Genomic DNA, 12,606 nt, shown 5'->3' with positions numbered 1-12,606 from the left:
TTTTGTGCCTTCCTCTGTGCAGATTGCTCATTTCTCCAGGAAAGCCAGCAGCTCCTGATAGGACTCCGCCGCGTCCCGGTAGCCCTGGCGGTACAGGGCCCGCAGCTTCCTCCCGTCCTTCTCCACCCGCCCCACGCCGCTGGGCGCTTTCGGCCGGATCACGAATACCTGGCCGCTCTTTCGCAGCCTCTCCACATAGGCCACCTGTTCCCTGTAGCGCGCGTTCCGGCGGGCCATCAGCTCCGCCACCCTCGGGTACCGCCAGTACCGCGCCCGCAGCAGCCAGAGCATGTGGGCCTTGACCCGCCGCCTCACGAAGGACGTCTCTTTGGTCATGACCACCACATTCTTCCGGTTCCCGTCCAGGACGGATTTCTGGATGGGGATGGAGTCGCTCAAGCCCCCGTCCAGGTACAGCCCGCCGCCGATCCTCACGTTCCGGGATACCAGGGGCAGGGAGGCGGATGCCCGGATCTTCACGATGTCCTTCCTCACGTCCCGTATCCGGAAGTAGGCCGGCTTTCCGGTAACGATGTCCGTGGCCACGCTGTAGGCCTTTCCGCCATACTGTTCAAAAGCCTTGTAGTCGTAGGGGTTCAGCTGCTCCGGCACCAGCCGGTAATTCATGTCCACATTGAACAGATCCCCCGTGGTCAGCAGGCTCCACAGACTGCAGTACCTTTTGTCGTCCAGGTAGTCTATGCAAACGTCCCTGGCCCGCCCCCGCTGCTTCGAGAGATAGCTGCACATGCTGCAGGCCCCCGCCGACACGCCGTACACACTGGAAAATTCTATGCCCTTATCCAGGAAAAAATCGATCACCCCGGCGGTGTAGAGTCCTTTCATGCCGCCGCCCTCCAATATCAGTCCTGCCTGATACACGATTATCCCGCCTTTCTGACAATTCTGTCATTTTATTTCCGCGCAACTGTCTGCCGGAAGCACAGCGGCTTTCCTGGCTGGCGCCGATTCGTCTGCTGTGCAGGACCCGGCGGATGACAGCACGTTTGTTCTGCGGAGGCCTGGCTGTTACCAGTCCTCCTGCCCCTAGCGGTAGGTCTCCTCCACGAACCGCCGCAGGGCCTTTAACGACCGCTCTACCTTTTCGGTGGCGATGCAGTAGGCCATGCGGAAGTATCCCGGCGCGCCGAAGGTGTCCCCGGGCACCAGCACCAGGTCATAGTCCAGCGCCTTGCGGCAGAACGCCCTGGCGTCCTCCTCCAGGGCTTTGGGGAAGATGTAGAAGGTCCCGCCGGGCTTCACGCAGGAAAAGCCCAAATCCACCAGTTCCTTGTAGAGGATTTCCATGTTGGTCTCATAGACGCTCAAGTCCGCCGTCCGGTCCAGCACTTTGGCCACGGCAAGCTGGATGATGGACGGCGGGCAGTTATGCCCGATGCCCCTGGAAATCTGGCCGCACATGTTGACCATGGTCTCCGCGTCCCTGCATCTGGGGTTCACCGCCACATAGCCGATGCGCTCCCCGGGGATGGACAGGGACTTGGAGAAGGAATAGCACATGATGGTATCGTCGTAAAAGGCGGACACGCAGGGCGCCTCCACGCCGCTAAATACGATTTCACGATACGGTTCATCCGAAATCAGGTATATAGTGTGCCCGTATTCCGCCGATTTCTCCCGCAGGAGATCCGCCAGCTTCCTGAGGGTGGCCGCGGAATAGGCCACGCCGGAGGGATTGTTGGGCGTGTTGATCAGCACAGCCATCACCTTCCCGGTGAGCATCTCCTCGAATTTCCCGAAATGGATCTGGAAGCTCTCCGTGTCCGGGGGCACCACCTTCAGCACCGCTCCCGTCAGGTTCACGTAGGGACCGTACTCCGGGAAATAGGGGGCGAAGGTCAGGATCTCGTCCCCCGGCTCCGTCACCAGGCGGAAGGCGTGGGCCAGCGCCCCGGCCGCGCCGGAGGCCATGAAGATATGCTCCTTCCGGTAGGGCAGGCCGAACCGCTTCTCAAGGGATGCCGCCACCGCCTCCCTGACGCCGGTGATGCCCAGGCTGGGGCTGTAGCCGTGGAGCTCATTGCTCTCCCTGTCTGTCAGCATATGAATCATCTCGTCCGTAAATGCCTGGGGCACGGGCACGGAAGGGTTCCCCAGGCTGTAGTCGAACACGTTCTCATACCCGATTTCCTGGCCTCTGGCCGTGGCGAACTCCGACAGCTCCCGGATGACGGATTTTCCTGCCAGCATGTCTTTATATTTTTGCACTAGCATTTCATTCTCTTCCTTTCTTAAAATATTTCTTACCATTCTTCCATGTTAATAATCTGCCATGATTTCGTGCGCTCCGGCGTATACAATCCCGTGCGCTTCTGTGCGCCTGGAATTCAGAAGTTGACATGATGTCCTTCCTTTTCAATATTTTACCACATTTCTCTCCCATTACAAGCAAAAAACGCAGCCGCCATGGCCGCAGCTGCATTTTCTGTCACCTTTTTCGTTTCCTTCATCCATTGCCATGCCAAATCCGTCAGGGCCTTCCTTGGGCAATCCGTCCATGTCCTTCATTCCGTGTCCTTCGCCCACATGAGGGCGCATTTCACGGCACGCTTCCAGCCCTTGAGCAGCTCCCCGCGCCTCTCTTCCTCCATGGACGGGCAGAACACCTTGCCAATCTGCCAGTTTGCCCTGATCTCCTCCTTGTCCTCCCAGTAGCCCACCGCCAGGCCTGCCAGATAGGCTGCCCCCAAAGCCGTGGTCTCGATGCACTCCGGCCTGTGAACCTGGGTGTCCACGATGTCCGCCTGGAACTGCATCAGGAAATCGTTGGCGCTGGCCCCGCCGTCCACCTTCAGGCCCTTCAGCCGGATACCGCTGTCCTCCTCCATGGCCCGGAGCACGTCCGCGGTCTGGTAGGCGACAGACTCCAGGGTGGCGCGGATGAAGTGCTCCTTCGTGCAGCCCCTGGTCAGCCCCACCACGGTGCCCCTGGCGTACTGGTTCCAGTAAGGCGCCCCTAACCCTGCAAAGGCAGGCACCAGGTAGACCCCGGCGGTATCCTCCACCGCTTCGCAGTACTGCTCGGACTGGGCGGCGCTTTTCAGCATGCGCATGCTGTCCCGCAGCCACTGGACGCCCGCTCCCGCCACGAACACGCTGCCCTCCAGCGCGTACTCCGGCTCTTCACAGGTTCCGGCAGCGATGGTGGTCAGCAGCCCTGACCTCGAGGCGATGGCGTCCTTTCCGGTGTTCATCAGCAGGAAACAGCCTGTGCCATAGGTATTCTTTACCTCACCCCGCTGGAAGCAGCACTGGCCGAACAGGGCCGCCTGCTGATCCCCTGCCGCGCCCGCGATGGCGATCCGTCCGCCCAGCACGGAGGCGTCCGTATGCCCATAGACATAGCTGGAGGGCCGAACCTGGGGCAGGATTTTGGCCGGAATGCGGAACCGCTCCATAATCTTCTCGTCCCAGACCAGCCTGTGGATGTCGAACAGCATGGTGCGGGAAGCATTGGTATAGTCCGTCACATGCACCGCACCCTTTGTCAGATTCCAGATGAGCCAGGTGTCCACCGTGCCGAAGAGCAGCTCCCCTTTTTCCGCCCTTTCCCTGGCCCCGGGCACATGCTCCAGAATCCAGGCAATCTTGGAGGCGCTGAAATAGGCGTCCGGCACCAGGCCGGTCTTCTCCCGGATTTTCTCGTCAAAGCCGTCCTCTTTCAATTTCTCGATCATGTCCGAGGTGCGGCGGCACTGCCATACGATGGCATTGTATACCGGCTCTCCGGTATTCCTGTCCCACAAAATCGTAGTCTCCCGCTGGTTGGTGATGCCGATGGCGGCTATCTGCTCCGCCTCCACGCCGGCCATGGCCATGCATTCCGCGGCCACCGAAAGCTGGGTGGACCAGATCTCCTTGGGATTGTGCTCCACCCAGCCGGGCTTGGGATAAATTTGCGTGAATTCCTTCTGGGACATGGAATGGATGCTCCCCGCCTTGTCGAACAAAATGCACCTGGAGCTTGTGGTGCCCTGGTCCAGGGCCATGATATATTTTTTCATATGCGCTCTCCTTTCTCTCGGTATATGCTGATTTTCAAAGGATGGCAGGCATGGGGCCCGTCAGGCCTCCACGTCATAGCTTCTTTCCGGCAGGTACAGGATCCTGTACCCGGCCTCCCGCAGGGCCCGGCCCAATTCCAGGCTGATCCTGCCTATGTCGCAGCCCTCGGGCAGGGTGGAGGCGTCGAACCTGTCGGTCCCCGGCGCCGTCCGGTAAGGGACTCCCGTCACCTGCGAAAACAGCTCCCGGCACTCCGGGCGCACCCGGATGTTCCGGATATCCGCCGCAGCGGCATCCTGGGGCAGAACCGCCCGGTGGAGGTAGCCGCTGTAATGAATCGGCAGGTTCCGGTACAGGACTTCCCCGGCCTGCACCGGCCCTGTGCCGCTCCCTTCCGTTCCGGGCAGAGCGGCGCTCACATGCTCCCCCGCTTCCGCCAGGCGGCCGCCCGCCACCCTGCCGCTGTGGACAATCCTGCCCGCTATGGCCCCTACATCCGTCCGGCTGTCAAAAATGCTGCCGCCTGCAGAGGCGCTTTCGCCTACATTGGAGCCGCCGCCCGCATAAGGGCTGCCGCTTGTGCGGGGGCCGCCGTCTGCATTGGGCCTGCCGCTTGTGCAGGGGCCGCCGCCTGCATTGGGCCTGCCGCTTACCAGGGGGCCGTCCCCATACCGCAGGGCATAGAAGCCCACATGGGCCGTGTCCACCACTTTTGCCGCCCAGCCCTGCCTGTCCGCGAAATCCTGCACCGCCCTGCGCCCGGCCTCATAGGCGTGGCGCTTGCTCTCCGGGTTCTCTGCGGTGGAGCCGGGGTGGCATCTCCAGTGGTAGAGCACCCTGGGGATGTGGAGGATGGCCTCCTCCCTTCCCTTAAGTCCGGCCACCGCCCGCAGCACCAGGTCGAAGTCCTGTGCGCCGTCATATTCTGAACGGAATCCCAGCTCCTGCATCAGCGCCCGCTCCATCACCAGGAAATGGCAGATGTAATTATTGCTCAGAAGCAGGTCGAAATTAAAGTCCTCCTTCCGGTGGGGCTCAAAATATTCCGTCCTGTCCCCATTGCATTTGTCTTCATCGGAATAGAGGAGCGCGGGCGCGGTCCCCCTCTCCTGCGCCTGTCCGATCGCCGCCGCCATCTCGTAGAGGGCGTCCGGCGTGAGGACATCGTCATGATCCAGCAGCCCGATGTAATCCCCTGCGGCATGGGGAAGGGCCTGGTTCGTGTTCCCTGCGATGCCCTCATTCCGCTCCAGGCGGATATAGCGGATCCGCCCGCTGTGAAAGCCGGGAAGCGCATCCTCCGGCCCAGGCTCCGCGGAAATACCCGGGGCGGCATCTCCCGCGCTCCTGCCGGGGGCATCCGTCAGGTCTCCGGTCCCCTGTCCGCCCCCCTCAAAATCCACCTGGCCGGGCTCTGTCATGTCCCGCAGCGCCCGCTCCACGCTGCAATCCTCCGTGGCGTCCGCCAGAATCAGCTCCCAGCCGGGATAGGTCTGGCAGCGGAGGGATTCCACCAGCTCCTTCAGGTATTCCGGCTTCGTCCTGTATGTGGGCACCAGTATGCTGAACCTGGCGCACAGGCCCTGCCGCTGCCATCCCCGGCGCTGTGCCTCCAGCTCCCGGTCCGCGGGAGGCGTCCACACATAGGGAGGGCGCTTCCTCTCCTCCAGCCTCTCCAGGACGGCGTACCATGTCCTGCGGATGCCGTTGCGCTTCATATAATAGATGGTCTTTTTCAGATTCGCCTTATTGATTCTGCCCAAGCGCACCTCCCGGGAGCCATCCCATCTCCTCCAGCGAGTCCAGCACGGATTCCGGCACGTCACCGGCCTTCCCCTTCTTCAGGCGGAGGCTGAAGTACACGTTCATCTGGGCCGGATAGCTGAGCATCATGGTGCCGTCATGGAGGATGAGAATCCTGTCCCCCGTCCGGTAGTTCCCCGTCCGCCCCCGCATGACCACAGGCCCCGCTGAGCCTTCGTCAAAGACGATGATGGGTTCTCCTGCATCGACATAGATGCCCGTGCTGAAGGTAAAGGGGCTTACCACGAACAGCCCCACCGCCAGGAGACAGCTGGCCACTACCAGTATGATTACCACTCTTTTTTTCATACGCTCCTCCAAAAAACAACCTTTTCTCCCTATGGCCCCGGATAGAGAACAGGCAGGAAGCCCTGGCCCCCTGCCCATCCCATTATCTGTATTCCATGTATTTATATTTCCTACAGCGCATTTCCGGGCAATGCCCCTTACAGCACAGCCTTCAGGTCCTCCGTCAGCGTCTCCAGCTTCGCCTGGGCGTCCTCCAAGCTCGTCCCCTTCACGCCCATGTAGAACTTGATCTTGGGCTCCGTGCCGGAGGGACGGGCGCAGCACCATGCGTCGTCGGGCAGCTCGAAATACAGCACGTTGGACTTCGGCAGCCCGGTCTTTCCCTCCGCGCCGGTAGCCATGTCCACGATCCTGTCCGTCTGGTAATCGCGGAACTTCAGCACCTGATGGCCGCCGAAGGACTTGGGCGGGTTCTGGCGCAGCTTCTCCATGATCTCCGCGATCTGCCTGGAGCCATCGATGCCCTTCAAGGTGATGGTGTACTGGGACTCCTTGTAATAGCCGTACTTCTCGTAGGTATCCAGCATCATGTCCCAGAGGGTCTTGCCCTGCTTCTTGCAGTAGGCCGCCACCTCGCACAGGCACATCACCGCCACGATGGCGTCCTTGTCCCTGGCATGGGTTCCGGCCAGGCAGCCGTAGCTCTCCTCCAGGCCGAACACGTAATGGTTGCTGCCTGTCTGCTCGAAGAGCTTGATCTGCTCGCCGATGAACTTGAATCCCGTGAGCACCTCGATAAGCTTGACGCCGTAAGCGTTCGTAATAGGCTTGGTCATATTGGTGGTGACGATGGTGGTCACCAGAGCGGGGTTCTCGGGCATGGTCTTGGTGGCTGTGCGCTCCCGCAGGATGTATTCCGCGATCAGCATGCCGGACATATTTCCGGTGAAGGACACGTACTCCCCGGTCCTGGAATCCTTTGCGTATACGCCCAGACGGTCCGCATCCGGGTCTGTGGCCAGGACGATGTCCGCGTCCTTCTCTTTGGCCAGCCGCAGGGCGTAGGTGAAGGCCTTGGGATCCTCGGGATTGGGGTACTCCAATGTGGTGAAGTTGGGATCCGGGTTCTCCTGCTCCGGCACCACGTACACATGCTTGAAGCCCAGCTCCGACAGTATGCGCCTGGCGGGCACATTGCCCGTGCCGCACAGGGGCGTGTACACGATCTTGATATCGTCGGCCACCGCTTCGATGACCTCCGGGTGGATGATCTGCTTCTTCAGCTCGGCCATATAGGCATCGTCGATTTCTTTGCCGATGACCTGGTACAGGCCCTTTTCCATGGCATCCGCCCTGTCCATGGTCTTCACGGTATGATAGTCCTTGATGGCCTGGACTTCCTCGATGATCTGTTTATCGAAGGGAGCGGTGACCTGTGCGCCGTCCTCCCAGTACACCTTGTAGCCATTGTACTCCGGCGGGTTGTGGCTGGCCGTCACCACGATGCCTGCCGTGCACCCCAGGGTGCGCAGGGCAAAGGAAAGCTCCGGCGTGGGGCGGAGGGCATCGAACACATAGGCCTTGATCCCGTTGGCCGCCAGGCACAGCGCCGCCACATCGGCGAACTCCGGGGACATGCGCCTGGAATCGTAGGCGATGGCAACACCCTTCCCCTGGGTGCCCTTCTTCAGGATGAAATTGGCCAGCCCCTGGGTGGCCTTGCGGACCGTGTAGACGTTCATGCGATTGGTCCCGGCCCCGATCACGCCACGCAGGCCGCCTGTGCCGAACTCCAGCTCCTTGTAGAATCTCTCCTCGATTTCCTTCTGGTCATTTCGGATGGCCAGCAGCTCATCCTTGGTGCCCTGGTCGAAATAGTCGTCCTCCAGCCAGAAATTAAAGTCGTCCATATAGCTCATTTCGCTTCTCCTCTCTTCCGCGCAGCTTTTCACGATCTCGGGATCCCTCCCTGCATCTGCATTCTGCGCCTCCTGCAGATAGCATTCCTATCCATATCTTACCATATATCTCCGGACTATACCAGACCATTATCCGCAAAATTGTTGCTGTCCACTGCTTCGCCGCTCACAGCAACATGATGCACACATACAATAGAATTCAAGGACAGAATTCTATTGTCCTGAAAATTCCTACACCCCCATCCAGCGGCTCATGACGGCCGTGAGCTGGGCGATGTCCAGGGGCTTTGCCATATGCTCGTTCATCCCGGCCTCCCTGCCTACGGCAACGTCTTCCGCAAAGGCATTGGCGGACAGTGCGATGATGGGGATGGACAGCGCGTCCCTGCGCGGGAGCTTGCGTATGGCCCTGGTGGCCTCATAGCCGTTCATGACAGGCATTTGGATGTCCATCAGCAGCATGTCGAAATACCCCTCCGGCATGGCCTCGAAGCGCTCCAGGGCCTTCCTGCCGTTGGGGGCGCATTCCACTGCCGCCCCGGTGGCCCCGATGATCTCCATGGCGATCTCCTGGTTGATCACATTGTCCTCCACCAGCAGGATCCTCCTGTCCGCGAACCGTGCGTCTGCGGAATCTTCCTCCGCCTCCCGGGCCGGATCCGCCACGGCCCCCAAATTCCCCCGGAGCTTCAGCAGCAATGTCACCGTGACTTTGGTTCCCTTGCCCAAAGCGCTCTCCACCTTGATGAAGCCGCCCATCATGCGCACGATGTTCTGGGCGATCGTCATCCCCAGCCCCGTCCCCTCGGTCTTGCTGATCCGGGAATCCTCGGCCCGGCTGAAGGGCTCGTAGATATGGGGCAGAAACTCCTCCGCCATGCCGATGCCGTCGTCCTCGAAGATGAAGTCATAGAAGCAGCAGCCATACTTCTTCACCTCCCGCTCTATCACTGTCAGGCCGATGTGACCGCCGGGCGGGGTGAACTTGACGGAGTTGCCCAGAATGTTGGAGAACACCTGGCTGATGCGCCCCTTGTCCCCCGTCACGTCCTCATGCTCCACCCGGGAGGAGACCTTCAGCTCCAGCCCCTTTTCCTCCACCTGGCCCTGGAGTGACGCGGACACGTCCCCCACCAGCCGGGAGATTTGGAATTCGTCCGCCACCAGGTCCACATTGCCGGTTTCCAGTTCGCTCATATCCAATATTTCATTCACCAGAAAAAGGAGGCTGTTGCCGGAGGCGGTGATCTTCCCCAGGCAGTCCCGCAGCTTCTCCTTGTCCTCCACATTCTCCGAGGCGATCCTGGTCATTCCTATGATGCCGTTCATGGGCGTGCGGATGTCATGGCTCATCCGGGAGAGGAATTCGCTCTTGGAGGCATTGGCGTGGTTGGCCGCCTGGCAGGCCGCCTGGATGGCGCGCTGCTCCCGCATCTCCTTGCGCTTGCTCTCCGTCACGTCCTGGGCCGCGTAGACGATGCCGCTGGCCTTGCCCTCCTCATCGGTGCGGGCCATCACCGCAGTGGCCCGGATCCAGCCGAAGTCGTCCCCGTCGGTGTCCGTCTCCTCCGGCATCTTGCGGTAGGCGAAGGTCACGAAGGGCTGCTCCTTCTTCAGGACCTGGCGCAGGTTCCTGCTGCTCATGGTGTAGAGATAGTCGGCCCGGTCCTCCGGATGGACAAAGGTGTCCGCATAGACCCGCAGGGCCTCGTCATAGTCCGTCCGGTCCTCCAAAAGCTTCCGCACGTCCTCCAGCTGGCTCATGCCCCGCATCTGGTTCTGCTCCAGATCCCCGTAGTAGGTGGCGAAGAACATGCTGCTCAGGCTCTGGATGATGCCGGCCTGCTCCTCCTCCAGCTTCTGGCGCTTCTGTTCCTCCAGCTTCTCTTTGGTGATGTCACGCCCCAGGACATTTACTAAAACATTGTCGTCTCTGCGGATATAGGTCACATGCTGCTCCAGCCACTGCTCCCTGGGGCCCTTGAGGCGGTAGCTGCAGATCTCCTCCGAATAGTCCTGGGTCTTCGCCGCCTGGCTGCGCATATGCTCCGGGCTCATGTATTTCCGGAATTTATCCATATCCTCGGGAACCACGGAACCCTCCAGGGCCCGTTGGTAGTAATGGGTGTATTTCCCCGCTCCCCCGTTCTGGGGCTGGGCGCTCTCGTTGAGCCAGAACCGCTCGCACTGGTCGCTCTCCAGGTGGATCGTGGTCATCACGTGGAAACGGGACTTCAGGATAGCGGCCATCTGCATATCCCGCTGGGAGAGTGTCTGCTCCTGCCGCACCCGCTTATCCACATCCTGCAGCGCCAGGACCGTATAGTTCCTGGTGCCCTGGTTCCTGCCGAAATACGCGATCACGGCCACATACCGGTATCTTCCCCCCGCCTGCCACTGGCACAGCATATCCAGCTTATGCATTCCCGTGTCCCTGGCCTGGATCAGGCCCTCCAGGGAGAACTTCTGCCGGAACATCTCCCGGTTCTCCGGATGGATCTGGTGCATCAGGCGGGACTGCAGAACCACGTCCCACATCAGCGTCTGGGAGCTCCAGCCCTCCTGGCTGTATCCGCCCTCCCGCACCAGGTTCACGTTCCCGTCCTTCAAATCGATGGTATATATCCCCAGGTTCTGCTCTCCCAGCGTCCGGGTGACCTCCTGGAGGCGCACGCTGGTCTCATCCAGCTCCAGGCTCTCCTTGAGCATGTCCTGTACATCCTTGATATAGATCAGGACGGTCTGGTTCCCGTCCGTATATCCCGAATCCGGGGTCACCTCCAGCAGGTTCCAGCGGTAGCCTCCCGGGGAGCTGCGCCGGTAGCTGCAGGTCAGGTGCTTGCGCCCGGTCTGCAGCACGCTTTTCAGGTACTCCAGGTGGGTGAAGCTCAGGAACCGGTCCAGGTCGTCCGGATGGATGGTGCCCTTTTTCTTGAACTGCTCCAGCCATTCCGTGAAGCTCTCCTTCTTGCTGTCTATGGCCCATTCCTCCGCGCCCGACTTCACTACCTCATAGCTGTTGCGGCTCAGGTTCACCCGCAGGATCTTGCGGTAGACATAGCTGAATTCGTCCATGTGGGGGGTCAGCGTGATGACCAGGGCCGGGATGCCGCCCTCCCACTGCATGCGCCTGGCCTCCATGTCCACCGTGCCAAGCGCATTGTCGCTGATGATGGATTTGCCCTCCTGCCTCTGGCCCATGTGCAGCAGCGGACAGTTGGAGCAGGAGTTCGCCCACATCCTGTCGCAGGCCGTCCCCTTCTCCACATTGGGAGCCATCCTGCGGATACGTTCGTTAAAATATAGAATTTCGTGGTTATCCTCCCGGATGACATAGATTCCTGTATTCGGTATGGCATCTAATATCTTTTCATAATCTCTGATATCCATGTGCGGTCTCCCCTACTTCCAATCCATCGAAAGCCTTCCGATTTATTTTATCACGGAACAGAACAGGAAGCAAGACTTAAGGATAATAGCGGTAGATTTCCTCCTGGGAAATCCGCCGTGCCAGCTCCCGCAGCTGCGCCAGCACGGCTTCCCAGTCCTCAGGCTCCACCCGGTTCCCGCAGGCGGCCATCCGCTCCAGCATGTACTGGTTGACCTCAGGCCCGTAGTGCACCATGTCCATGTAATTGTCCAGGTCGCAGACAATCCAGTCTTCCTGTTGGAAGCAGTACACCTCCACGTTCTCAAAGCGAAGCAGTGCGGTCACGGCGCTGTCCAGGGCATAGAACCGCTCCTCCAGCTCCCCGTTCACGTAGGCGCAGTCCCACCACAGCATGGAGAAGGGGGGAATCAGGAAACGGTAGGTGGTCTCCGGATGGGATGACACCTGCTCTGTCAGGAGCGCCACATTGTCCCCGATCAGGCCCTTTTTGTCAGAGAAATCCCTGTCCGGGGGCTCCCCCTCCAGCACGATGCCCGCCCGGTCATAGGCCCGCATGGCCTGGGCGGCGCCGAATTCCTTGCCCCTTGACCAGTCGTAGGCATGTCCGCCGGTATTGATGCCCGCGCGGGAATAGGCCAGCATGGCCGGTATGCGCTCCAGCAGGATCTCTTTATTGAAGAGATAGGGCAGGTCGTCCAGGATGCTTGCCGTGTGGAGGTAGCCCGGCGTGTCGCCGCCCCTGAGCGTCACCTCCGTGGAAGCCTCCAGGGCCGGGATGTCCAGGCACCAGAACACGTTCCGCAGCTCCCCCCTTTCCTGGGCCATTTCCAGATAATAGAGGAGATCCGCCACGGAGCCCGAGGCGCGGATGATCTTCAGCGTCCTGCAGCCGTATGTCCCGTCCAGGAAGGAGCTGTCGAAGTTCTCCGCCACGGAGGAGCCCATCAGCACGCTGTCATAGGAGAAGTTCCGGACTGTGCCCGGCATCTGGTTGTCCCTGTCGTTGAGCACGGCCTCCATGCCGAAGAAGGGGCTGTGGTACTGGTAGAAAGGGTCGAACATCCAGACGGTCAGGGCCGCCAGGAGAAATTCCGCCGCGATGAAGAGAAGGAGGCGCCTGAGCCCCTTCTTCTTCCTGTTTCCGTCCATCTCATCACCTCCTATTAGAATCGCTGCGCGATGGCTCTTAAGAGTAAAGTCCCTTCGGCGCACACTTTT

8 protein-coding genes are annotated in these 12,606 nt (G+C 60.5%); all 8 read right to left on the bottom strand.

Annotated features, from left to right (window positions below; genetic code table 11):
* Positions 1 to 27 precede the first annotated feature (27 nt).
* Entirely contained in the window at positions 28 to 882 is an 855-nt protein-coding gene (locus tag Q2B33_RS02130) for a patatin family protein (RefSeq protein WP_300567427.1), read from the bottom strand.
* Positions 883 to 1,047: 165 nt separating this feature from the next.
* Entirely contained in the window at positions 1,048 to 2,235 is a 1,188-nt protein-coding gene (locus Q2B33_RS02125; RefSeq protein ID WP_300567430.1) for a pyridoxal phosphate-dependent aminotransferase, read from the bottom strand.
* A gap of 290 nt (positions 2,236 to 2,525) precedes the next feature.
* Positions 2,526 to 4,025 (bottom strand): glycerol kinase GlpK, encoded by a 1,500-nt coding sequence (gene glpK, locus Q2B33_RS02120; RefSeq protein WP_300567433.1) that lies wholly within the window; start codon positions 4,023 to 4,025, stop codon positions 2,526 to 2,528.
* Positions 4,026 to 4,085: 60 nt separating this feature from the next.
* Positions 4,086 to 5,789: a glycosyltransferase gene (locus Q2B33_RS02115; RefSeq protein ID WP_300567436.1), complete on the bottom strand. Its 1,704-nt coding sequence runs from the start codon at positions 5,787 to 5,789 to the stop codon at positions 4,086 to 4,088.
* Positions 5,773 to 6,138, bottom strand: coding sequence for a hypothetical protein (locus tag Q2B33_RS02110; protein WP_300567438.1), 366 nt, complete (start codon positions 6,136 to 6,138; stop codon positions 5,773 to 5,775). Before Q2B33_RS02110 ends, Q2B33_RS02115 begins: the two co-directional genes overlap by 17 nt.
* Positions 6,139 to 6,275: 137 nt before the next feature.
* A complete protein-coding gene (locus Q2B33_RS02105) occupies positions 6,276 to 7,997 on the bottom strand; it encodes a phospho-sugar mutase (protein WP_300567441.1) in 1,722 nt (573 codons plus the stop codon).
* Between the two features lie 231 nt (positions 7,998 to 8,228).
* Positions 8,229 to 11,387: an ATP-binding protein gene (locus tag Q2B33_RS02100; protein WP_300784419.1), complete on the bottom strand. Its 3,159-nt coding sequence runs from the start codon at positions 11,385 to 11,387 to the stop codon at positions 8,229 to 8,231.
* Positions 11,388 to 11,463: 76 nt separating this feature from the next.
* A complete protein-coding gene (locus tag Q2B33_RS02095) occupies positions 11,464 to 12,537 on the bottom strand; it encodes a hypothetical protein (RefSeq protein ID WP_300784417.1) in 1,074 nt (357 codons plus the stop codon).
* Between the last annotated feature and the right edge of the window lie 69 nt (positions 12,538 to 12,606).

This window comes from uncultured Acetatifactor sp., assembly GCF_948601915.1.
Classification (GTDB): Bacteria; Bacillota; Clostridia; order Lachnospirales; family Lachnospiraceae; genus Acetatifactor.
Note: the sequence above shows the minus strand (reverse complement) of the source record. Positions and strands in the feature narration are given on the sequence as shown.